Origin of the sequence: Streptomyces sp. NPDC060064 (assembly GCF_042736455.1) — a bacterium.
Lineage (GTDB): Bacteria > Actinomycetota > Actinomycetes > Streptomycetales > Streptomycetaceae > Streptomyces.
In genome coordinates, this window is sequence record NZ_JBHWWF010000006.1 from 129,122 (window position 1) to 152,937 (window position 23,816).

Genomic DNA, 23,816 nt, shown 5'->3' on the forward strand with positions numbered 1-23,816 from the left:
CCGAGCCGCCGTGAGACCTGAGCCGCCCGGAGCTCAGGCCGCGTGGTCCCGCTTCGGCGGCGGACTGTACGGCCGCTCCGCGTCCGACCCGCACAGCTCCGCGTTCAACTCCTCCACCAGCTGCACCAGATCGGTCGGCCGCTCCGGTCCCCACCAGTCGCCGAGCAGCTCCGAGAGGGACTCCTCGCGCGCCTTCGCGAGCCGCATGGCCGCTTCCAGGCCCCGGTCGGTGAGGATCAGCTGCAACCCGAAGCGGCGGGCGAGCCCCCGCTCCTCCACCTGCCGGGCCGCGTCGGTGATGACGTGCAGTGGTACGGGCGTGGCGTCGGCGAGCAGCCCCGGCTCCACCGTGCCGTGGCGCCTGATCCTCAGCAGCAGCCAACTGGCCTCGGGCAGCAGGTCGTACCCCGCCTTGGCGCTGATCTTCTCGTAGATCTGACGCCGGCCCTCGCGCGAGCCCAGCAACGACAGGGCCCGGGCACACTCCTCGTGCGAGGAACGCTCGACCGGGTTGGAGGCGAGCGTCTGGCTGGGATCGGGCGCGGTGACCGAGCCGCGCAGCTTGTCCTCCTTGAGGAACCAGGCGACGAGGAAGGCGAGAAGCACGACGGGCACGGCGTACAGGAAGACATCGGTGATGGCTGACGAGTACGCATGGAGTACCGACGGGCGCAGTGCGGGCGGCAGTTCGGCGATGGCGCGCGGGTCGTCGGCCAGTTGCCCGGCACCGGTGCCGGACGGCACCGGCCGTCCGGCGAGCGCGTCGGCCAGTTTGTTCTGGAGCTGGTGGGTGAAGATCGTGCCGAAGATGGCGACGCCGAACGCGGCTCCGATGGAGCGGAAGAAGGTCGCGCCGGAGGTGGCGACGCCCAGGTCCCCGTAACTGACGGCGTTCTGGACGACCAGCACGAGCACCTGCATGACCAGGCCGAGACCGGCACCGAAGACGAAGAGGCACGCGCTCATCTGCCAGGTGGAGCTGGTCTCGTCGAGCTGGTGGAGCAGTACGAGGCCGACGGCGGTGATGCCGGTGCCGGCGATCGGGAAGACCTTCCAGCGGCCGGTGCGGCTGACGATCTGGCCGGAGCCCGTGGAGGTGAGCAGCATGCCGAGCACCATCGGCAGCATGTGCACACCGGACATGGTCGGCGTGATGCCGTGGACGACCTGCAGGAACGTCGGCAGATAGGTCAACGCGCCGAACATCGCGAAGCCGACGATGAAACTGATGACGGCGACGAGCGTGAAGGTGCGGATACGGAAGAGTTTGAGCGGCAGTACGGGTTCGGCGGCGCCCCGCTCGACGTACACGAATACGACGAGGAGTACGGCTCCGAGGACGGCGAGGGCGATGATCTGCGCCGAGCCCCACGCCCAGGTGGTGCCGCCGAGGGAGGCGACGAGGATCAGGCAGGTGGCGACGGAGGCGATGAGGAAGGTGCCGAGGTAGTCGATGGTGTGCCTGGTCCGGCGTACGGGGATGTGCAGTACGGCGGCGATGACGAGCAGCGCGACGATGCCGACCGGCAGGTTGATGTAGAAGACCCAGCGCCAGCTGAGGTGTTGGGTGAAGAAGCCGCCGAGCAGTGGGCCGAGGACGCTGGAGGCGCCGAAGACCGCGCCGAACAGGCCCTGGTACTTGCCGCGTTCGCGCGGCGAGACGATATCGCCGACGATCGCCATCGACAGCACGATCAAGCCGCCGCCGCCGAGTCCCTGGAGCGCGCGGAAGCCGATGAGCTGAGGCAGGTTCTGGGCGATGCCGCAGAGCGCGGAGCCGACGAGGAAGATGACGATGGCGGTCTGAAACAGCTTCTTTCGGCCGTACTGGTCGCCGAGCTTGCCCCACAGCGGGGTGGCGGCGGTCGCGGCCAGCAGGTACGCGGTGACCACCCACGAAATGTGCTCCAGGCCGCCGAGGTCGCTGACGATGGTCGGCAGTGCGGTGGAGACGATGGTCTGGTCGAGGGCGGCGAGCAGCAGGCCCAGCAGCAGTGCGCCGATGGCGACCATGACGGTCTGCCGTTTCTGGCCCTCACCTGGGGCCGGACTCACGGCCGGGGTGCGCACTTCCTGAGACATGGGGATCTCCTCGGTTCCGCTTCACCACCCGCCCCCCGTCCTTTCTCGGGCATTCTCCATCCTGGTCGGTCTGCCCGGATATGGCCTGCCGAGCGGCGCCCGCGGCCGTTGGGCCGTCGCAGTGGGCGCCTGCATAATCGCTGGCAGCTAATGGGGAGGGAACCTGCAATGACCGGACACCTGTGTCCTGAATGCGGCGGGCCGTGGGGTATCGACGGCAGAGCCGGGCCGGGCTGCGACTGCACGGAGCGTGCCGCGGGCGCGCCGGGGGCGGAGTGGCAGCCGGACCTTGCGTCGGCAGGGCATTTCGATCCGCTGCGGATACGGCCCTATGTGACATTGCGGAGCGTGGACGAGGGCGGGGGCGGAGAGGAGCCCGGCCCCGGGACGATCCCCCTGATGCTGCCGCACGTGGTGGATCCGGCGCCGCGTGACGAGCCGTACGCGCTTGATCCTGTGGACCTCACCCCGGCTCGGCACCGCCGCCCACGGCGGCAGCACACGGGGCTCATGGTGGTCGTGGCGGCGGTCGCGGTGGCCGGGACCGCCGCGGTCGCCGGAGGGTTGTTCTCCGGGGGCGACGAGCGCGAGAAGGCGCTGCCGGACAGGAAGACGGGCTCGCCGAGCCTGAACGTCCTGCCGGACGGGCCCTCTTCGTCGCCGAGCCGGTCCGCACCCGTGTCCGCACCCGTGTCGGGCTCGGCGTCGGCCTCACCGTCCGTTACCGCCTTCGCGGCGCAGTCCGCGCCGCGTGCGTCCGCCGACTCGTCCGGCCCCGCGGCCCCGGCGGCGCCGCCCTCAACAGCGTCGGCCACCGGCTCGGCGCCCCAGGCGGGGGGCTGGCGGACATCGGGCACGCTGCGGAGCGGGGACAGCGGACCTCAGGTCACGGAGCTTCAGCAGCGGCTGGCCGAGATGTCGCTGTACGCGGGCCCGATGGACGGGACGTACAGCCAGAGCGTCGAGGACGCGGTGCGGACCTTCCAGCAGGACCGGCACGTCAAGGGCGATCCCGAGGGGGTGTACGGCCCGAAGACGCGCCGCGCGCTGGAGGCGGAGACCCGGGAACCCTGACGGGCCGTGGCGCACACGGAGTTGGCGGCGGACCGCCCTGGACCGGGGGGACGATGCGGGACGGACGCGAAACCGGGTGGCGTTACCCGCCCTCGTTTTGTATCGTGTAGGAACAAAGTGGTTCCGCCCGTATTCCCTGACCGGCGGGCGGAGCCGCTTGTTTCTCTTCTCCCGCGCCCTGGAGTACGCCGATGCCGGCAGCCACCCCGTCCGATCTGACCGCACGCGCCCTCCTGCTGGACATGGACGGCACCCTCGTCAACTCGGACGCCGTGGTCGAGCGCTGCTGGCGGCTCTGGGCGACCGAGCACGGCCTGGACCCGGACGAGGCGCTCAAGGTCGTCCACGGCCGCCAGGGCTACGCCACCATGGCGGTCCTCCTCCCGGACCGCCCCATGGAGCAGAACTATGCCGACAACCGCCTGATGCTCGCCCAGGAGACCGCGGACATCGACGGCGTCGTCCCCGTCGCGGGCGCCGCCGCCTTCATGGCCGACATCGCCCGACTGCCGCACGCCCTGGTGACCTCGGCGGACGAGGCGCTCGCCCAGGCCCGGATGACCGCCGCCGGTCTGCCCATGCCGCAGATCCGCGTCACCGCGGAGCGGGTCGGCGCGAGCAAGCCGGACCCGGAGGGGTTTCTCAAGGGCGCGGCCGAGCTGGGCTTCGACCCGGCGGACTGCATCGCCTTCGAGGACTCCGAGGCAGGCATCGAGGCGGCCCGCGCGGCGGGTATGCGCGTGGTGGGCGTAGGACCCCGCGCGGCGGCCCTCGCCCCGGACGCCCATGTCCCCGACCTCACACACCTGACGGTGACCGAGGGCCCGGACGGCACCATCGAACTGCGGGTGGCAGCACCCCCGGTGGCCTGACCAGCCGACCGGCACCGCACACCTCGTAACGGAAAGTCGCGCGTCAGGGAGCGATCGCCTCGAAGAGGCTGAAGCCGGCCAGCGCCAGCATCAGACAGGCCGCGACCTTTGTGATCAGCCGCAGCGGTACGTACTTCATCAGCGTCCGGCCGCCCAGGATGCCCATGCCCGCGACCGCCCACAGCGCCAGCACCGCGCCGACGCCCACCGACAGCGGGCTGTCGTAGCGGGCGGCGAGGTTGGCCGTCATGACCTGGGTCAGATCGCCGAACTCCGCGACCAGGATGAGCATGAAGCCCGCCCCCGAGACCTTCCAGAAGGACTGGTCCGCCGGGGCCTTGATGTTCTCCTCGTCCCCGTCGTCCTTCTTCATGAGCAGCATCAGCGCGCCCGCCAGGAAGAGGAGCCCGACCACCGCCTGCACCAGCCGGTGCGGCAGCAGAGTCAGTACGCTGCCGGCCGCGACGGCAAGCACGACATGGACGGCGAAGGCGGCCGCGACGCCCACGAAGACGTACGAGGCGCGGTAGCGGGTGCCGAGCATCAGACCGGCGAGCGCGGTCTTGTCGGGGAGTTCGGCGAGGAAGACGACGCCGAAGGTGATCGCCATGACGGTAAAGCTGATCATGGATGGGAGTCCTCAATCGGTCGGGGCGCGGCCCTGCCGAGAGTCCTGAGCGTTTCAGGGGTCGCTTCGGCACGGCAGCGCCATGAATGCATACATGGGCACTGCGGCCGAAGGTCTCGCTGGCGGGCCTCGACGAGGCCGCCTCCGGGCGCCGGCCGGGCACGAGGCCCAGCAGTATGTCGACGTTCCGGCGAAGAGCTACTCCCCTTCTGCTCCGTCCAGGGTACGCGAGACGGCCGTCACGCCGGATCCCGGTACAGCCGTCCCCGCGCCACCAGTTCCAGCACGACCGACACGGCCACCGCCTGCACCGCCATCAGCGCGACCAGCACAAACAGCTGCACGGCCCCCGCCAGCACCGGTGCCGCCCCGCCCAGCAGCATGCCGACGAACGCGCCCGGCAGTGTGACGAGCCCCACGGTCCTGGTCTGGTCGAGACCTGGCAGCAGCGCGTCGGACGCCGGACTGCGCGCCACCTCGAGCCGGGCGTCGCGGTCGAGCAGCCCGAGCGCCATCCCCGCCTCCACCTCGCCCCGCCGCAGTGCCAGCTCGTCCAGTGCCCGGCGCCCGGCGAGCACGGTCACGGTGAGCGCGCCCCCGATGAGGATGCCCGCCACCGGGATCAGCGCGATGCCCTTGAGCGGCACCAGGCCCGTGAGCAGCAGCGCGGCGACGACGGGCACGACGCCCGCGGCGATCGGCAGCCAGGCCCACCACCAGGTCCGGTTCCCGGTGATGCGCCGGCCCGCCGTCCGTACGGCGACGGCGTACATCAGCAGCAGAAAGGCGAGCAGCAGCGGTACGGAACGGACCACCCATCCGATCGCCAGGGAGACGGCCGCGAGTTGGACCGCCGCCCGTACGCCCGCGACGGCGATCTCTCGGGCCCGCCCGAGGTGAGCGACGGCGGCCACCGTCGCCGCGACAACCAGCAGGACGGCCAGTACGACCCCGAAAGTGACATTGACCGTCAGCAGCACTCGACAACCGTACGCCGCAGACCGTTATCTGTCGGGGCGTCAGAACCCTTGATCTGTCGTGCCCATGTCGCCACTCTGTTACCTGGCGCCCACCCCACGGAAACCTGGCGCCGCAAACATGGCCTCGCCCGAACGGCCAAGCTCCCCCCACATCCAAGGAGTTCGCATGTCTGGTGTCTACGCGCGTCAAACCCGTCGAATAGCCGTGCTCACCGCCACCGCCGCTCTCGCCACCACCGGCCTGCTGGCCACCGCCCCCGCCGCCCAGGCCTCCCCGCCCACCCCCGTCAGCGCCGCCACCGCCCGCACCTACCTCGGCCAGCTGACCGTGGCGGCCGAGGGCTCCTCCACCGGCTACAGCCGCGACAAGTTCCCGCACTGGATCACCCAGTCGGGCGCGTGCAACACCCGTGAGGTCGTCCTCAAGCGCGACGGTACGAACGTCGTCCAGGACTCCAGCTGTGCGGCGACCAGCGGCAGTTGGTTCTCCGAGTACGACGGTGCCACCTGGACCGCCGCCGCCGACGTGGACATCGACCACATGGTGCCGCTCTCCGAGGCCTGGAAGTCCGGCGCGAGCAGCTGGACCACCGCCCAGCGCCAGGCCTTCGCCAACGACCTCACCCGCCCGCAGCTGATCGCCGTCACCGACAACGTCAACCAGGCCAAGGGCGACCAGGACCCGGCGGAGTGGCTGCCGTCGCGCACCTCGTACCGCTGCATGTACGCCCGGATGTGGGTGGACGTGAAGCACTACTACGACCTGAAGGTGGACTCGGCCGAGAAGAGCGCGCTCCAGGGCATCCTGAACGGCTGCTGACCAGGCGATTCGACCAGGGGCTCACGTTCCGGCTGCGATCCGGCCCGTAGGCTGGCCGCCCTCCCCCGTCGTTCCGTACCGTACGGGGCGACGGAGGAGGGCACACATGGCGGGACTGCGCCTGGGACCACTGCTGCGGTACGTCGACTGGGAGGCCGGCGGGAGCGCGACCATCTGGGTGGAGGCCGACCGGCCCTGCACGGCCGAGGTCCGGTGCGCCGACGGCGCACAGGGCACCTCGCGCACGTTCCAGATCGCCGGCCACCACTACGCGCTGGTACCGGTGACCGGTCTGACGCCCGGCACGACAACGGCGTACGAAGTGCTGCTGGACGGCCGCAAGGTCTGGCCGCTCGAAGGCTCCCTCTTCCCGGACAGCACGATCCGTACGCCGGATGTCCCCTCCGACGGCGTCACCGTCTCCTTCGGCTCCTGCCGCTGGTCGGCCGCGCCCGCCGACGGGCACGACCCTGTCGGGCCGGACGCCCTCGACACCCTCGCCGTCAAGCTGGCGGCCGATCCCACGGCCGTACGCCCCGATGTGCTGCTCCTGCTGGGCGACCAGGTGTACGCGGACGAGACGTCCGAGGAGACCAGAACCTGGCTCGCGGCCCGGCGGGATCTCTCCGAGCCGCCCGGCGCGGAAGTCGCGGACTATGAGGAGTACACCCGGCTCTACGACGAGTCGTGGAGCGACCCCGAGGTGCGCTGGCTGCTCTCCACGGTCCCCAGCTGCATGATCTTCGACGATCACGATGTGATCGACGACTGGAACACCAGCGCATCCTGGCTGGCCGAGATGCGCGAGACACCGTGGTGGCAGGAGCGGATCCTCAGCGGCCTGATGTCGTACTGGGTCTATCAGCACCTGGGCAATCTCTCGCCGGAGGAGCTGGAGTCCGACGAGCTGTACGCCGCCGTGCGGGCCTCCCCCGACGGAACCGACCGCCTCAAGAACTTCGCCGCCGAGGCGGACGCCCATCCGGCCTCTGTGCGCTGGAGCTACCGCCGCGACTTCGGCCGGACCCGGCTGCTGATGGTCGACACCCGCGCCGCCCGCGTCCTGGAGGAGAAGAACCGGGCGATGCTGGACGCGGACGAGGCCCGCTGGGTCCGCGAGCAGGCGCTGGCCGGGCGGGGGACGTACGACCATCTCCTGATCGGCACCTCCCTGCCCTGGCTGCTGCCGCCGCTGATCCATGACGCGGAGAGCTGGAACGCCGCGCTGTGCCGGGGCGAGCGGGGCGAGCGATGGGCACGGTTCGGCGAGGACCTGCGCAGACGGGCGGATCTCGAGCACTGGGCCGCCTTCCCCGACTCGTTCGAGAAGCTGGCGCGGCTGATCGCGGAGGCGGGCAGCGGTCCCGACGCTCCGGCGACGGTGTGCGTGCTGTCGGGAGACGTGCACCATGCGTACATCGCCGAGCCCAAGTGGCCGGACGGCGCACCCGACGCCCGGGTGCTGCAACTGACCTGCTCGCCCGTGCACAACTCCATCCCCCGCTCGATACGGCTCGGGTTCCGCTTCGGCTGGAGCCGGGCGGGCAGGCGGCTCGGCCACGCCTTCGCCCGTCACGGCCGGACGGGCAGGCCGCCGGTCGACTGGCGGCGGACCGGCGGTCCCTGGTTCGGCAATCACCTGATGACGCTGACGCTGCGCGGCCGCATGGCCGGGCTGCGCCTGGACCAGGCGCAAGCGGTGGCGGGGGCGGCCGCGCTGCTGGTGACGGCGGACGATCGACAGCTGACCGCGGACCGTGATCCCTCCCACAGCGGACCGTGATCCATCCCACAGCGGAGCGTGATCCTTCCTGCAGCGGAGTGTGATCTTCCGCCCCAGGGGTTCGACTCAGGACCCTCCCCCGGCATGATGAGCCGGACGCTCCGCTTCCAAGCACCCCACATGCCCCGGGAGTTCCCGTTTTGTCCGACGTACGCGATGTGCGATCAGCAGCAGTCGTCCACACCCGCGCCATCGCGGTCGTCGGCGCAGGCCCTCGCGGCACCTCCGTTCTCGAGAGACTCTGCGCGTCGGTGGCCGAGCTCACCCGTGGGACGCCGCTCACGGTCCACGTCGTCGACCCGTCACCGCCGGGACCGGGCCGCGTCTGGCGCACGGACCAGCCCGCCGAACTGCTGATGAACACGGTGGCCTCGCAGGTCACTCTGTTCACGGATGACAGCGTTGCCTGCGAGGGTCCGATACGTCCGGGTCCGAGCCTGTACGAGTGGGCGGCGGCGCACACCGACGAGCGGCTCGGCCCCGACGACTACCCGACGCGGGCCTGTTACGGCCGTTATCTGGAGTGGGCGTTCCTGCGGGCGGTGGGCGGCGCACCGGACACGGTGACGGTGCGGGTCCACCGGGCGCGGGCGACACGGCTCGACGACGACCGGGACGCCCACCGCCGCGAGGGGCCCGCCGCCCCGACGCAGAGCCTCACCCTCGACGACGGCACCACGCTCACCGGCCTGTGCGCGGTGATCCTCGCCCAGGGCCATCTGCCCGTCGTCTGCCGGCAGACGACGGCGCATCTCGCCGAGTACGCCGCCCGCCACCCCCGCCTGCGCTACTACGAGCCGGCCAACCCCGCCGACCTCGACCTCTCCGCCGTGGCCCCTGGGGAATCGGTTCTGCTGCGCGGCCTCGGGCTCAACTTCTTCGACCATATGGCCCTGTTGACGACGGGCCGCGGCGGCACCTTCGTACGCGGCGACGGCGGCGAGCTCGTCTACCGGCCCTCGGGCCGCGAGCCGCGGCTGTACGCGGGATCGCGGCGCGGCGTTCCGTACCAGGCGCGCGGAGACAACGCCAAGGGCCCCTCCGGCCGGCACGAACCGCTCGTCCTCACCCCGGATGTGATCGCGGTCTTCCGCAAGCGGGCGGACGAGGGCGATCCGCCGGACTTCCTGACCGAGATATGGCCGCTGGTGGCCAAGGAGGTGGAGACGGTCCACTACGAGGCACTGCTCGCCGGTCCGCGAGGCTCCGCTCCTCACGGCTTCAGAAACCGCTTCCTCGACGCTCCCCACGGCAGCGCCCAAGAGGCCGCCGTACTGGACGCGTTCGGGATCGCGGAGGCGGACCATTGGTCCTGGGACCGGATTTCGCGCCCGTACGCCGGTCAGCGCTTCGCCTCGCCCGCCGAGCACCGCGCCTGGCTCCTGGGCCATCTGCGGCAGGACGCCGCGCAGGCCGCGCTCGGCAATGTCGCGGGCCCGCTGAAGGCCGCCCTCGACGTACTGCGCGATCTGCGCAACGAGCTGCGTCTGATCGTGGACCACGCAGGCCTCTCCGGCACCTCCCGGCGCGACCATCTCGACCGCTGGTACACCCCGTTGAACGCCTTTCTCTCCATCGGGCCGCCGCGCCGCCGGATCGAGGAGATGACGGCGCTGATCGAGGCGGGCGTCCTGGAGGTCGTCGGTCCGCGCACCACCATCGGGACGGCGGACGCACTGTCGGACGAAGCCCTGGACGGAGCCTTCACCGCCGAATCACCGGACGTTCCCGGCTCTTTCGTGACGGCGACGACGCTCATCGAGGCGAGGCTGCCGGAGCCGGACCTCCGGCGGACCTGTGACGAACTGCTGGAGCGGCTGCTGAAGACCGGCCAGTGCCGCCCGCATTCCATCGACGGCTACGAAACCGGAGGGCTGGACGTGACACAGCGCCCGTACCGTCTGATCAATCGTCAAGGCCGTCCGCACCCTCGGCGCTTCGCGATCGGTGTGCCCACCGAGGGCGTGCACTGGGTGACCGCGGCCGGGGCCAGGCCGGGCGTCGACTCGGTGACACTGTCGGACGCGGACGCGGTGGCGCGCGCCGCCCTGCGCACGCTCGGAACACCGCGGGAATGGCAGCGGGGTACGGAAACGGAATCCAGGGCGAAAATCGACCGCCCATCAAATGTTGAACTTGCAAGCATTGATTAGGTACGCCTAACCTAGGGCTTCCCTCGTCGGTTCACGTCCCCAGACCGAAGGAGCCCCCATGGCACATCCCTCGCTGTCCACCCGGCTGAACAAGGCCCAGCCCTATGCGCTCGGCCTGTTCCGCATCGTCGTCGGCCTGCTCTTCACCTGCCACGGCGCCGCCTCGCTCTTCGGCGTCCTCGGCGGCGCGGCCGGCGGCGGCACCATCCCGGCCGGCACCTGGCCCGGCTGGTACGCGGCGGTGATCGAGCTGGTCGCCGGCGTCCTGGTGCTGCTCGGCCTCGGCACCCGCAGCGCCGCCTTCGTGGCCTCCGGCTCGATGGCGTACGCGTACTTCACCGTTCACCAGCCGGAGGGCCTCTTCCCGCTGCAGAACAGTGGCGAGGGGTCCGCGCTGTACTGCTGGGCCTTCCTGCTGCTGGTCTTCACCGGACCGGGCGCACTGGCGCTGGACCGGCTGTTCGCGCCGCGCGGCGCGAGCCGGTCGGCGCAGGAGGAGCGCCAGGAGGAGGCCACGGCCGTCACGGCCTGACCCACCCGCCGCATCCGAAGCAGCGGAAGCGCCCGGCCCCGTACGACGAGGGACCGGGCGCTTCGCGTGCCCCGCACGCCCGGCGCCGTGGGATCAGCAGACATGAAGGTCAGCAGACCCGATGCTGAGCAGATGTGAGGCTGAGCGGACGTGAGGATCACAACATCAGCGCCCCCGGACGATCTCGAGGTAAACCCCAGGCGTACGCTGTACAGCTGTACTGCCGCCCCTGCCGCTCCCCTGCGACGTCGCGGCGTTTTTTCCGAAACCGGGGGGAGTTCGGGTGCTTGAGAGTGTGGGGTCGCTGACCGGCAGCCCATGGATCTATGCCGTCGTGGCGCTTTCCGTACTTCTCGACGTCTTCCTGCCCGTGCTGCCCAGCGGAGTCCTGGTGATCACGGCGGCGACCGCCGCCGCGGCGGGCTCGACCACCGCAACGGCCAACGGGTCCGTCCAGACCGCGGCCGGACAGGTCCCGCACGAGGTGCCCTCGCTGCTCGTCCTGATTCTTTGCGCGGCCACCGCGTCCGTACTCGGCGACCTCGTCGCCTACCGGCTGGCCTGGCGCGGCGGCGACCGGCTGGACCGGGCGATCGCCCGCTCGCGCCGGCTGACCACCGCGCAGGAACGTCTTGGCGCGGCCCTCAGCCGCGGCGGCGGCGCCCTCGTCGTGATCGCCCGCTTCGCCCCGGCCGGCCGCTCGGTCGTCTCACTGGGCGCGGGCGCGGCGCACCGCAAGGTGAAGGAGTTCCTGCCCTGGTCCGCCCTGGCAGGCGTGGCGTGGGCGGGTTACAGCGTGGGGCTCGGCTACTTCGGCGGCCAGTGGCTCGGCGCGAGCTGGGTCGGCGCGGCGGTCTCGGTGCTCGCGCTGTTCGCGGCGGGCGCGCTGGCCGCGTACGTCATGCGGCGTCCGGCTCCGGCTCCTGAACCGGCCGCTTGACGGCCCCGCCGGACCCACGCACCTCGAGCCCTTCGAGCAGTTTGCGGGTCGCCTCGGCGATCTCGTCGACGGCCTGCTCGAAGACCTCACGGTTGTGCGCGGCGGGGGCACGGAATCCGGACACCTTGCGCACGAACTGCAGGGCGGCGGCCCGCATGTCCTCCTCGGTGGCCTCTTCGGGGAGGACGGGCGGGCGGAGAGTCTTGATGCTGCGGCACATACCTCCAGTGTGGGTCAGCGCGCCAGCGAAGCAAGGCTCACCATCAGATGGGCGGACTCCGGGCGCCGGAAGTCGGAGTGCGCGCCCGCGGGGGCCAGACGCGTGCGTCGCCCACCGCGGTAGAGCCGGCTGGCATCCACATTGACGATGCGGTGGTCCAGGTCGGCCGGCGCGTAGGGGACATCCACCGGCCGGATCCGGGTGGTGAACTGCGGAACCGGTGCGACACCAGTGCCTGCGTGGCCGATGCCAGAAGTGCCCTCGGCCCTCAGATGCCAGAATCCGGTGGCCCGGTCCCAGCGGGAGTGGGTCAGGACCAGTGGGCCGCTCAGCGGCGCGCCGACGCGGCCGGCCGAGGGAAACAGGGTGGGGAAGAGACGGTCGAAGGCGTCTCGCGGCGCGGCCATTTGAAAGATCAGCGCGCTGTCCGCCGTGAACGGCCGCCGGGGGTCTTTCGCCATGCTCCAGCCGAGCACCGCGGGCCCCGACGGCCGCTCGGCCGACCGCTGCACCGCCTCGCACAGGAAGCGCCCCCCGAAGGAGTGGCCGACGAGATGCAGATACTGGCCACTGCGGTTGGCCAGAACTGCGGGTTCCTTGGGATCGGCCCGGTGTTCGTCGAGATAGCCGAGCAGATGGGCCAGGACATAGGGCGCATGGCCGGTTTGTGGGGTGCTCATGGCGTGGGCCCGGTCGCGGATTCTGCGGTATCCGGCGAGGGTGGGCAGACTGGAGGACGGCCAGCGCACGGCGACACACCAGGGCCGGTAGCCCCGGCCGTCGGCGGCCAGCCCCTGGTAGCGCTCCGGGTGGACCTCGTACAGCGTCCGCGCCTGCTGGACGAGTGTGGCCGCCGTCTTCGCCGCCGTGCCGGGGGCGGTCTGCCAGCCATGCACATACACGTAGATGTCGCTGGCTCGCGGCGGGATGGCGAGATGCCGCGCAAGGTGCTCGGTGAGGCGCGCGGTGGGTACGGGAGTCGGTGTACCAGGGACCAGCAACCGCCCCTTCTCGTCCAGGTCGACCTCGACCGCCCTGGGCAGGGCGGCGGTCCTGACGGCGCTTTTCCTGGCAGCTGCTCTGCGGTTCACCGGGCGAGCTCCACTCTGCTGTCGATCCCGCAGTGCAGGGAGTAGGTGAGGGCCAGCGGGTTGTGGAACTCGCGGGCGAAGTGGCGCACCAGAGCCTGGGCTATCTCGCCCGCCGTACTGCCGCCGGCGAGATAGAGATCGAGGAAGGCGTACGCGTACTCCGTGGCGAAGACCTGGGGAATCTCGATCTGCGGGCCGAGCACCCCGTCGGCCCCCAGCCGAATCAACGCCTTGCCCAGATGCTCCAGTTCGGGCGCGGCCGCGGCCTGGCCCGTGTGGCAGGCGTTGAGCAGGACGAAGGGGCGGAAGCGCGCGTCGTCCAGACCCAGGAAGCGCCCTCGCAGGCGCAGTACGAGATCGGCGTCGATCTGCCGCTCGTCGGAGAGCCGGACCGCGAGATGGGGATGGGGCGAGCCGTTCTCGACGAAGTGTCCGTGACACCAGAAGTACATGACGTCCTCGTCGAACACGGCGCCGGACAGCGCGTCGAGGAAGGTCTCCGACTCGGTGCGTACGGTCAGATGGGACCGCTCCTCCAGCAGCTTGCGCACCTCGGGCGCCTTCGCCACCATCTCCAGCGTGGAGTCGGTGTTGAGGCTGGTCACGGGGAGAGAGCGGGTGGTTCCCGGTGCCTGCACCGGGACATAGGGGCTGCCAGTCTGCTCCACCTGGTGCCGGTGACCGAGGAAGCTGTCCCAGACGTCCTTGTCGCTGCCTGCGGGCTCCACGGCCAGCATCGGCCACGGCAGATAGAGGTCCGAGTCGAAGGTGATGCGCAGCGACGCCTCGCCGGCCAGCGTGTCGATGAGGAAGGACCGGAAGTATCTGAGCTCGTCGCTGCTGCCGTCGAGCAGGTTGTCCAGTAGATAGCGGCCCTCATCGGCCAGTTCCTCGGTCAGTCGCCGGGAGAGCGCGGACATGGGGGTCAGATCGGCCGATTCGGCGAACGGAAAGCTGCCGTCGGACATGCCGTCGGCGTCCGTGGGCTGGTGGCGTACGAGCCGATCGCGCCAGATGGACCGCAGCCGGGCAGCGCCGCGCAGGACCGCGGTTTCGGTGATTTCCAAGTGGGCGTTGTGGATCCGGGTCCGGGGGGACCGTTCGCCCGGGCGGAAGGCGGTGATGTGCAGCCGGTCCTGCTGGGATCGGCGGAGGGTCACGGAGAGATCGAGCGGCTCGCGCGTTCCGACGCCGTCCTGTGGCCTGTCGCGCGGGGGTAGGAGGGCCGTGAAGTCGAACGACGGGTTCTGCCGGATCTCGATCGCGAGGTCCATGGACATGCGGTTCAGTCCCTCCCGCGGGGTGTTCCCGGTACATCGACTGTCGCTTCGAGATCCTGCAGTACGACTCCGTACCGCTGGTCGTACACGGTCAGTCGGATACGGTGCGCGCCTGGCTCGGCGGGCGTGAAGACGAAAGCCGCCGGTGCGGCACCCGGTGTGTACTCGGTGGCGGCCGGCTCGATGGCGGCGGCGGAGCGGACGCCGGCCACGAGCAGCAGGGCCGGGACGGCGTCGGCGGTGGTTTGCCCGACGGCCTCGGGCTCCGGGCCTGCGGCAGCACCGGACTCCGGCTCGCCGCTCTGCGAAGCCGCAGCGGCGGCCGGACGCCCGGCGATCGCCCTGTTGCCCGGCTTCTCCAGGCGGACCTCGATCCTGGCCGACTGCCCGACGTTGGCCTCGTCGAGCAGGGTGACCCTGAACCTCCTGGCGGGGGTCATCTGCTCGAACCTGCGGCGCAGACCGGCCACCCGGGGGTGGTCCTTGCCGAAGGTCCGTTCCCAGTCGGCCAGCAGCTCCTCGTGAGCCCCGAAACCGTCCGAGTCCTCCTCGCCCGCCGCGGCACAGGCCATCGCCAGCGGGGTACGGCACTCCAGGGTCCGGGGATGGGCGGGGCCGAAAACCCGAACTCGCCCGGCACACAGGCCCCGGAGCAGATCGATCGCAGCGTGCCAGTCCCCGGCCTCGCCGTACGCACGGGCGAGGCTCTCGAGCGGTGCGGGGAAACCTCGCAGTCCATAAGGCCGTTGAGCGTAGGCGACGACAGTCGCCAGAGAGTCGTCGGCACGCTGGTGAACGCGCGCGATTCCTGCGGCGGTGTCCGGCAGACCGAGCCCGATGACGCGGGACCGGTCGGCGACGACGGACTCGTGCACTTCGATCGCGCGGCGGGGGTCGTCCGCGTGCAAGAGCGCATGGGCCATCACCTCACGGCTCTGGAGGGTGTACGGACTGTACGGACCCCACCGTCCGGTGCAGTCGGCCACGAGCCGCTCGGCAAGGCCGACGGCGCGGCCGGGCGGCCCGGTCTCCGTGCGGACCAGGACGAGCGCGGCTCTCACCTGCAGCGTGAAGGGGAAGTCGTCGCCATGGAGTTGACCGCTGTCGCGGACAAGTTTCTCCAGCTGGGAGACCGCCTGACGGTGGTCACCGGCCGTCCGGTGGGCGAGGGCGACATCCTTGCGGTCGTCCAGGGTGGCCAGGTGCTCGGGGCCGTTGATCCGCAGACGGTCCGCCACCAGGGCTTCGAAGCCCTCGACCGCCTGGGCGTACTCACCGGACATCATCCGGGTCCTGGCGAGGGCGGCACGGCTGATGAGCGTGCTGTGGTGATCGGCGCCCAGCACCCGGATCCGGTCCACGACCACCGCCGCGAAGCCCTCGGCCGCCCTGTCGAGATCTCCACCGGCGCGCCGGTCCAGCGCCGCCTCATGCCTCGCCCAGAGCGTGTCCCGGTGGTCGGGGCCCTGGACCCGGGCGAGGTCGCGCACCAGCTCGTCACGGAGCTCGACGGCTCGGGCGTGATTGCCTGCTGCCCGGTGGCTGCGTGCGAGAGCGTGCCGGGCGTCGAACGTACGGACGTGATCCGGCCCAAGAATCCGGCGGCGGTCCTCGATCAGCTCCTCGCAGAGGCGCATCGCCCGCTCGTGTTCGCCTCTTTCCCGACAGGTGATCGCCAGGTTCGCACGCGCGGTCAGGGTGGCCGGATGGTCGGCGCCCTGCGCCCGCGCCCGGTCCGCGAGCAGCGCCTCCGAGCCGGCGACCGCCTCCCGGTACTCCCCCGCCAACCGCTGGGTGAAGTAGAGCCCGTTGCGGCAGTTCAGCGTCTCGGCGTGGTCGGCGCCGCGGACCCGGACGTTGTCCTCGATCAGCGTCCGGAACAGCTCCAGTGCCCGCCGCAGGTCCCACGCTCCACGACAGGCGTAGGCAAGCCAGAATCGGGCTTCCAGGGTGTCCGCATGGTCGGCGCCCTGGATACGCGCTCGGTCGCGGACCAGCTCTTCGCGCAGTGCGACGGCGCGCCGGTACTCTCCGGCTTCCTGGCAGGTGTACGCCAGATTCGAGCGGACGACGAGTGCGGCCCAGTGGTCGGGGCCCTGCACGCGTACCCGGTCCTCGAGCAGCGCCTCGAATTCGGCGATGGCGCGCCGGTGGCTGCCCGCTCCCAGGCGGACGAGTGCCAGGCCATTGCGAACGCCCAGAGTGTGCGGGTGTTCGGCACCCAGAATCCGCGTGCTGTCGTGGATCACCTGCTCGAAGTGACGTACGGCCTGTTGGTGGTGCGCCGCAGCACCAAGAGTGTGGGCGAGCCAGAAGCGGGTGTTCAGCGTCTCCGCGTGGTCAGGCCCGCCAACTCTTGTACGGTCCGCCACCAATGCCTCGAACAGAAGGATGGCGCGCGGATATTCGTCCGCATAGAAGCACGCATAGGCCAACTGCCAACGGAAGTCCAAGGTCTTCAGGTGGTCGGCGCCTTGAACTCGCGCATGGTCGAGGACCAACTCCTCGAACATCCCGATCGCCTTGCGGTGGTCCCTCGCGGCCCGGTGCGCCCCGGCGAGACTCGAGCGGGTGGCGAATGTGTCCGGGTGGTGGGCGCCCAGCACCCGGGTCCGGTCCGCAAGCAGCGCTTCCAGGCCGACGACCGCCTCCCGGCAGTCTCCGGACAGCTGCTGCCCGTAGGCGAGGAACGCACGCGCCCTGAGCGCATCGGGATGATCGCGCCCCTGGATCCGGACACGGTCACGGAGGACTGCCTCGAACAGGCCGATCGACCGCCGGTGATCTCCGGCGTCGCGACAGGCATAGGCCAGATTCTCGCGGGCCGAGAGGGTGGCCGGATGGTCGGCGCCCTGAACCCTGATCCGGTCCGCCAGCAGCGCCTCGCGCTCGGCCACCGCCTCGCCGTATGCACCCGCCGACTGCCGCGTAAAGGCAAGGCCGCCCCGGAAGCCCAATGTCTCCGGATGGTCTGCGCCCCAGAGGTGTTCGGCGTCGTCGGCCAACTGCTCGAAGAGACCGATGGCCCGGCCGTACTCGCCCGCGTTCCGAAGGCTGGTGGCCAGCCAGAACCGGGCGTTCGTCGTCTGCGGATGGTCGGATCCCAGAGCCCGCGCGCGATCACGCATCAATTGCTCGAACAACTCGATCGCCCGGCGGTGCTCGCCGGCTTCCTTGTACACGTAGGCGAGTGCCCAGCGAGCATCGAGAGTCTGGGGGTGGTCGCGGCCCTGAAGCCGGGAACGATCGCGGATCAGCTCGCCGTAGAGCCGGATCGCGCGCCGGTGATCTCCGGCGTCGCGGATGGCGTACGCCAGATTCTCGCGGGCCGAGAGGGTGGCCGGATGCTCGGCGCCCTGAACCCTGATCCGGTCCGCCAGCAGGGCCTCCATGGCGGCCACCGCCGCACCGTGTTCCCCCGCCAACTGCCGTGTGTAGCCGTGGCTGTTCCTGAAGCCCAGCGTCACCGGGTGGTCGGCTCCCCGGACCCGGACCGCGTCGCTGATCAGCTCCTCGAAGAGACGGATCGCCCGGCGTCCATCGCCCGCGTTGCGGCAGGCAATGGCAAGGTCGTCGCGGGTGTCGAGTGTGTCCGGATGGTCCGGACCCATCACAAGACTGCAGTCGGCTACCAGCGCCTCGAACTCCCCTACTGATGCGGCCCGTTCACCTGCGGCGCCCCGCGCGAGGGCGAGGTCCCTGCGGCAGCGCAGCACATCGGGGTGCTCCTCGCCCTGGACCCGTACACGGTCGGCGAGCACCTCCTCCAGGAGGGCAACCGCGCGCCGGTGGTCCTCGGCGATGCGGTGTGCGGCGGCCAGCCAGCCGCGGCTCGTGAGAGTGTCGGGGTGATCGGGGCCCAGCACGCGTGCACGGTCCGCGACTGCCTGCCCGTACAGCTCGATCGCCAGCCGGTGGTCGCCCGCGACCCGGTGCGCGTACGCGAGCCCGTTACGGCTGCTGAGGGTGTCCGGATGGTCCGCGTCCAGCACGCGCGTGCAGTCCGCCACCACCGCCTCGTACTCCCTCACCGCGCGCCGGTGTTCCCCGGCCAGCTGAAGTGCGTACGCGAGCCCGTTACGGCTGCTGAGGGTGTCCGGGTGGTCAGGGCCGAGCACCCGGGCACGGTCCGCGACGACCGCCTCGAATTCGCGCACCGAACGACTGTGCCGGCCCGCCTTGCGATGGGCATAGGCAAGCCGGTCGCGGCTGGCGAGGGTCGACGGAGCATCGCCCCCGAATACCCGCATCCGGTCCAGGAAGACGTCGTTGCACAGCGACACCGCCTTGGCGGGTTCACCGGCCTTGCTGTGAAGCTCGGCGAGGAAGTCGCGGCTGTCCAGCGTCTCGGAATGGTCTATGCCCAGCAGCTCGGTCTGGCCGTCCACGACCGCGTCGAGCAGCGGGATGGCGAGCATCCGCTGGTCTCGGGCGACGAGCTCGTCGGCGGCGCGCCGGTACATGGCGATCACGTCCGCGTCAGGATTCCCGGACGGACCGGCGGCGAGCGACTGGATGTGGGGCAGCAGCGACTGGAGCAGACGCTGCGCTTCCACGTCCGAGGGAGCCTCGGCCGGCAGCGTCTGCGCCATGGCCCGCTCGGCGTCCGCGTGTCCGCGCCCGTCCGATTCCGGACCGGCGCCGCGCAGCACTGTCTGGACCAGTCGGTGGACGGTGACGGTCTGCGGCCCGAGCGTGATCATGTTGTAGTCCGCAAGCAGCTTTAAGGCGGCATGGACATCGTGCCCATGGTCCGCGAGAGGCACCAGGACCTCGCGCGGCAGCGCCTCGGGCGCGTACCACGCAAGGACATGCAGCAAGTCGACGGCGAAAGGATCAAGACGGCGGATCGCTCCGAGAGTCGTCTGCCAGATGCGAGCGATGGTGCGCGTGGTGTCCGTGCCGTCGGCCGCCGTGTCGAGCGCGGCGTCCGGGGTCGTACTCAGCAACGTACGGTATGCGGCGAACGAGGTGCCCGTCTCCCGCAGATAGGCTCCGGCCTGCGACAGCGCAAGCGGCAGCCGGCCCAGATCGGCGGCCAGCTCGGTGGCGTGTCGCAGCTCAGTGGGATCCGCCGCACGCCCGGACAGCGCGACCTTGCACAGCAGGTTGGCAGCTGTCCTTGGGGTCAGTACGTCGAGCCGGACCAGCTCGGTGCCTTTGTGCCATCCGGTCGCCCGGCGACTGGTGACCAACTGGTGGCCGCGCCCGAACAGCTTGCCCACATACGGATTGACGTGGATCGGGTCCTCGGCGTTGTCGTAGATCAGCAGCCACCCGGGGTGCTCGTGCAGCCAGGCAAGGGCCCAGTAACTCTGCTCCTTCGGCGTGGCGGTGATAGCCCAGGCCGGATGCAGCAGCACCGCCAGGTCGGCGAAGGCCGAGTCGATCTGCTCCTCGGTCTCGGCGGTGATCCACCAGACGAGTGGATAGTCACCTTGCCGCGCCCGCGTCCGCGCATAGTGCAGCGCGAGGGAAGTCTTGCCGACACCGCCGAGGCCGTGGACTGCGGTGGCTTGGGTGATCACCCCGCCACCTGCCGTGAGTACGTTCTCGATTGCCGCGAGCGACTGTTTCCTGCCGACGAAGACGTCTGTCGCCGCTCCGGGCAGATTGTTCATCCCGGCGGGAGCGGAGATATGCGCGATGGCAGCCAGCGCTTCGGCCGGCAGCACGGTCGCGTGCTCCTCAGTGTGCGGATTGCCACCGGCGTCGGCGACCGTCCGACGCTCGGCGAAGGCCTCCTGCTCCTGTACTCCCACCTCTCGCGGGACACGGAGCTCCTCACCCAGAATCATGCCCCGGTGCCCCCGATCCCCCGCACCGCTAAAACCGTCACCGCGCCCCCGTCACCATCTGCCTGATCCTCTGTCAACGGTATTGTGCCCGGGAGGGATTGTCACCGGAGCGCAAGCTGAATCGCGCGCCCCCCGCCGATCGGGACCGCACCCGCCACCGCGGGTGCGACCCTCGTCCCGAGGCTCGATCAAGGACCGATCAAGACAGCCCGATCAAGGCTCGATCAGGCCGCGACCGCCGCGCGCACCACCGCCGCGGCCAGCCGGTCGTTCTCCGCGGCGGCTCCGCCCGGGAAGGCGTACCGGCGCCGGACATAGCCGTATGCGATCCCGCTGCCCGGGTCGGCGAACCCCAGCGCTCCGGCCGGCGCGGGCGTCCCGGGCGGCTCGTCCCCGGCGGCTTGTCCCGGCGGCTTGTCCCGGGCGCGGCCGCACCGTAATGATGATCAATTGTGCCCCTCGATGAACTGACCGCCTGCGAGAGCCAATTGTGGAGTGCCTTCCCCCAGGGCGCCGCCGTCGATGTCCGTGACGGCTCGCCGTCTGCGGAGGGCGTCGTCCGGGCCGATGTCGCCGCCGCACTGCTGCTGGGTGCCGCGGATGTCGCGCCAGGCGACCGCCCGGCGCTCCGCCTGACCGGCGCGCGTATCACGGGCATACTCGACCTGCGGTTCGCATCGGTCCCCTACCCGGTCGTGCTCACCGACTGCCGGTTCGACGAGGCGCCACTCCTGCGAGGTGCCCAGACGCGCGAACTCACCCTCACCGGCTGCGAACTGCCGGGGCTGGACGCCCACTCGGCGCAGATCGACGGACGACTGATCCTGTCCGGCTGCCGCCTTGCCGGGTCCCTCGTACTCACCCGGGCGCAGGTTCACGGAGACGTGGACCTGCGCGAGGCCGTGATCAAGGTGCCTGGCGGCGATGCCATAGCCGCCGCCGGTGCCCGCGTGGACGGTGATTGGCTGTGCACGAGCCTGGCCACCGAGGGACGCTTCCGTCTGTCCGGCGCGTCCATAGCGGGAGAGTTCGATCTGGAGCGCGCCTCGCTGAGGAATCCCGGCGGCCACGCTCTGGACGCCTACCACGTACAGATAACCGAAGACTTCACTCTCCATCCCGGTTTCCGTGCCGAGGGCCGGATCATCCTGTCGGGCGCCACAGTCGCGGCAGCGATCGGCTTCTGCGGCGCCCGGCTGAGCAACCCGGGCGACGTGGCCCTGGAAGCGGTCGACGTCAACGTCAGCCGCAACTTCGATCTCGGCGAGGGCCTCACAGTCGACGGAGGCATACGGCTCGACGGCAGCCGGACCGGTACGGTTCTCAGCTTCCGCCACGCCCGGCTCGCCAACCCCGGCGGCACCGTCCTCTCCCTCAGCCGGGTCGAGGCCCAGGAGGCCGACATGCGCACGGCAGCTCCGCCCGAGGGCCTGGTCGACCTGCGCGGTGCCCGCATCGGGCACCTGCACGACGCGCCTGAAAGCTGGCCCGCCCGCCTGCGGTTGACCGAGGCGACGTACGACGTCCTCACCTCGCCCCTGGCGGCGGCCGAACGGCTCGACTGGCTCCGGCGCGACACGGACGACTACCTCCCGCAGCCGTATGAGCAGCTCGCCGCGACGTACCGCCGGCTGGGACACGAGGACGAGGCGCGTACGGTCCTGCTCGCCAAACAGCGCCACCGACGCACCACACTCCCCCGGCACACCCGTTTCTGGGGCTACGTCCAGGACGCCGCCGTCGGCTACGGCTACCGCCCGCTGCGCGCGGGCCTCTGGCTCGTGGCGCTGCTCTCCGTCGGCGCGGTCGTCTTCGGCCTGCATCCGCCAGGACCGCTCGAGGCCGGAAAGGCACCCGCGTTCAACGCGGTCTTCTACACGCTGGATCTGCTGTTGCCGGTCATCACCTTCGGACAGGAGGGCGCTTTCGCGCCAGAGGGAACCGAGCAGTGGCTCGCCTACGGCCTGATCGCTGCCGGATGGATCCTGGCCACGGCGGTGACTGCCGGTATCTCGCGGGCGATCAGCCGCCAATAGCCCTTCAGCTGTCGGAACATACCGAGGTTGCGCCCGCCGTCCCGAGGCTGATGCCGCTCATGCCGTCTCCTTCGCGGGCTCGCGCGAGCCGTCGGCGGCGGCCACCGTACGGGCGCGGCCGGAGCCGCGGTAGCCGATCACGACGGCGACGGTCGCGGCGAGGAGCAGGACGGCGACGATGCGAAGGCCGGTACCCATGGCGGCGGTGAACTCCGCGGCCTGGGACGGGTTTTGGGGCACTCCACTGAACCGCGCGGCAAGTACGGTGCCGACCACCGCAACACCCAGCGCGGCCCCGATCTCACGTGCCGCCGTATTGAGGCCGGATCCGAGTCCGGCCTGGTGCGCGGGCAGCTCCGCGACGACGGTGACCGTCAGCGCGGGTGCGCACAGGCCCATTCCGGCGGAGAGGACCAGCAGGTAGAGCGCGTACAGCGGATAGGGAGTACTCGTGTCCGCCGTGGAGACGAGCAACAGACCGGCCCCGATCAGCCCGAGACCGCCGCCGACCAGCGGCCGCGGCCCGAACCGGGCCTGCCAGCGCGCCCCGAGCTTCGGTACGAGCGCCATACCGACGGTCAGCGGCACGATCGCCACGCCGGTGAGCGCGACCGAGAAGCCCTTGGCGTACTGCAGATACTGCGCGTTGACGTAGAAGAGCGAGAAGAGCCCGAAGAAACTGGCGGCCGTGCCCAACGCCCCGGCCCGCAGCCGCCGCGAGGCGAAGACCCTGGGGTCGAACAGCGGACGCTCGGCGCGCAGGGCGTGCAGGGTGAAGAGCGCGAGCAGCACCGCGCCGGCCGCGAAGGCGGTCAGGACGTGCGCCGAACTCCAGCCGTACGAAGGGCCCTCGATGATTCCGTAGACCACCGCGACCAGCGCGACGGTCAGCAGCAATGAGCCGAGCGGGTCGAGCGCGGCGGCGGAGTGCGCGGGTGTACGGGGCGTGGTGCGGGCGACGGCGAGGGCGAGCAGCGCGGCGAGCGGCACCATCGCCCAGAACAGGGCACGCCAGGACAGGTACTGGCCGACGAGCCCGCCGCCGAGGTTCCCGGCGAGGCCGCCGAGTCCGACGGCGAGCGTCCAGGTGGCGAGGGCCTGGGCGGTGCGCTGCGGTCCGGCGAGGCGCACGAGGATCGACATGGTGGCGGGCGTGATCAGCGCTGCCCCCGCGCCGCACAGCCCGCGCCCGGTGATGAGGACGGCGGGCACGGTGGCGAGCGCGCTGGTGGCGGCGCCGGCGGCGAAGAGGCCGAGGCCGCAGAGGAGGGCGCCCTTGCGGCCGAGGCGGTCACCGAGGGCTCCCGCGGGGATGAGGAACGCGGCGAAGACGATGACGTACGCGTCGACGGCCCACAGTATCTGAGTGTCCGTCAAGTCGAGTGCCGAAGCGGCGAGCTGCGGAATCAGCAGATTGATCGCGGCGACCATGCTCTGTGCGACGAGCACACAGCCGCAGAGCGCGAGCAGCGCGGACCGGGTCAGACCTGGTGGCTTCTGGGCAGGGCTGGACAAGACTCCTCCTCG

General features: G+C 70.9%; 16 protein-coding genes. 8 read left to right on the forward strand and 8 right to left on the reverse strand.

Features of this window, described 5'->3' with window-relative positions:
- Window positions 1–33 precede the first annotated feature (33 nt).
- Window positions 34–2,082, reverse strand: a complete 2,049-nt coding sequence (locus ACFWDI_RS10185; RefSeq protein WP_385302680.1) for a DHA2 family efflux MFS transporter permease subunit — start codon at window positions 2,080–2,082, stop codon at window positions 34–36.
- A 168-nt stretch (window positions 2,083–2,250) separates the two neighbouring features.
- Here ACFWDI_RS10185 and ACFWDI_RS10190 point away from each other — a divergent pair, with 168 nt between their 5' ends.
- Window positions 2,251–3,156: a peptidoglycan-binding protein gene (locus ACFWDI_RS10190; protein WP_385302682.1), complete on the forward strand. Its 906-nt coding sequence runs from the start codon at window positions 2,251–2,253 to the stop codon at window positions 3,154–3,156.
- 191 nt (window positions 3,157–3,347) lie between these two features.
- Entirely contained in the window at window positions 3,348–4,028 is a 681-nt protein-coding gene (locus ACFWDI_RS10195) for an HAD-IA family hydrolase (RefSeq protein ID WP_385302684.1), read from the forward strand.
- A 43-nt stretch (window positions 4,029–4,071) separates the two neighbouring features.
- Here ACFWDI_RS10195 and ACFWDI_RS10200 read toward each other — a convergent pair whose 3' ends face one another.
- Window positions 4,072–4,656 (reverse strand): TMEM165/GDT1 family protein, encoded by a 585-nt coding sequence (locus ACFWDI_RS10200; protein ID WP_327323318.1) that lies wholly within the window; start codon window positions 4,654–4,656, stop codon window positions 4,072–4,074.
- A 239-nt stretch (window positions 4,657–4,895) separates the two neighbouring features.
- On the reverse strand, window positions 4,896–5,636 hold the full coding sequence (locus ACFWDI_RS10205; RefSeq protein ID WP_385302686.1) for an ABC transporter permease: 741 nt from the start codon (window positions 5,634–5,636) through the stop codon (window positions 4,896–4,898).
- A gap of 166 nt (window positions 5,637–5,802) precedes the next feature.
- Here ACFWDI_RS10205 and ACFWDI_RS10210 point away from each other — a divergent pair, with 166 nt between their 5' ends.
- The 5 genes from ACFWDI_RS10210 to ACFWDI_RS10230 all read left to right on the forward strand — a co-directional run bounded on the left by ACFWDI_RS10210 (window position 5,803) and on the right by ACFWDI_RS10230 (window position 11,864).
- On the forward strand, window positions 5,803–6,456 hold the full coding sequence (locus tag ACFWDI_RS10210) for an HNH endonuclease family protein (RefSeq protein WP_385302688.1): 654 nt from the start codon (window positions 5,803–5,805) through the stop codon (window positions 6,454–6,456).
- A gap of 106 nt (window positions 6,457–6,562) precedes the next feature.
- Window positions 6,563–8,239 carry an alkaline phosphatase D family protein gene (locus ACFWDI_RS10215; RefSeq protein ID WP_385302689.1) on the forward strand — a complete coding sequence of 559 codons (1,677 nt, stop codon included), beginning with the start codon at window positions 6,563–6,565 and terminating at the stop codon, window positions 8,237–8,239.
- Window positions 8,240–8,379: 140 nt separating this feature from the next.
- Window positions 8,380–10,392 carry an FAD/NAD(P)-binding protein gene (locus ACFWDI_RS10220; protein ID WP_385302691.1) on the forward strand — a complete coding sequence of 671 codons (2,013 nt, stop codon included), beginning with the start codon at window positions 8,380–8,382 and terminating at the stop codon, window positions 10,390–10,392.
- 58 nt (window positions 10,393–10,450) lie between these two features.
- On the forward strand, window positions 10,451–10,924 hold the full coding sequence (locus ACFWDI_RS10225) for a DoxX family protein (RefSeq protein WP_385302692.1): 474 nt from the start codon (window positions 10,451–10,453) through the stop codon (window positions 10,922–10,924).
- Window positions 10,925–11,207: 283 nt separating this feature from the next.
- On the forward strand, window positions 11,208–11,864 hold the full coding sequence (locus tag ACFWDI_RS10230; RefSeq protein ID WP_385302694.1) for a DedA family protein: 657 nt from the start codon (window positions 11,208–11,210) through the stop codon (window positions 11,862–11,864).
- On the opposite strand, the gene ACFWDI_RS10235 is transcribed toward ACFWDI_RS10230, so the two are convergent.
- From ACFWDI_RS10235 to fxsT, 4 genes are read right to left on the reverse strand one after another with little or no spacing between them, the layout of a single operon-like run.
- Window positions 11,824–12,084 carry a DUF2277 domain-containing protein gene (locus ACFWDI_RS10235; RefSeq protein ID WP_385302697.1) on the reverse strand — a complete coding sequence of 87 codons (261 nt, stop codon included), beginning with the start codon at window positions 12,082–12,084 and terminating at the stop codon, window positions 11,824–11,826. The genes ACFWDI_RS10230 and ACFWDI_RS10235 overlap by 41 nt on opposite strands.
- A gap of 14 nt (window positions 12,085–12,098) precedes the next feature.
- A complete protein-coding gene (locus tag ACFWDI_RS10240; RefSeq protein WP_385302700.1) occupies window positions 12,099–13,175 on the reverse strand; it encodes a hypothetical protein in 1,077 nt (358 codons plus the stop codon).
- Window positions 13,172–14,455 (reverse strand): CHAT domain-containing protein, encoded by a 1,284-nt coding sequence (locus tag ACFWDI_RS10245; RefSeq protein WP_385302702.1) that lies wholly within the window; start codon window positions 14,453–14,455, stop codon window positions 13,172–13,174. The genes ACFWDI_RS10240 and ACFWDI_RS10245 overlap by 4 nt, the downstream gene beginning before the upstream one ends.
- Window positions 14,456–14,460: 5 nt before the next feature.
- The gene (gene fxsT, locus ACFWDI_RS10250) at window positions 14,461–20,253 is read right to left on the reverse strand and encodes an FxSxx-COOH system tetratricopeptide repeat protein (protein ID WP_385302704.1); all 5,793 of its coding nucleotides are present in this window, start codon (window positions 20,251–20,253) and stop codon (window positions 14,461–14,463) included.
- 452 nt (window positions 20,254–20,705) lie between these two features.
- On the opposite strand from fxsT, the gene ACFWDI_RS10255 reads away from it, so the two are divergent.
- Window positions 20,706–22,289, forward strand: a complete 1,584-nt coding sequence (locus ACFWDI_RS10255) for an oxidoreductase (RefSeq protein WP_385302706.1) — start codon at window positions 20,706–20,708, stop codon at window positions 22,287–22,289.
- A 57-nt stretch (window positions 22,290–22,346) separates the two neighbouring features.
- Here ACFWDI_RS10255 and ACFWDI_RS10260 read toward each other — a convergent pair whose 3' ends face one another.
- Entirely contained in the window at window positions 22,347–23,804 is a 1,458-nt protein-coding gene (locus ACFWDI_RS10260) for an MFS transporter (RefSeq protein ID WP_385302707.1), read from the reverse strand.
- Window positions 23,805–23,816: the final 12 nt, after the last annotated feature.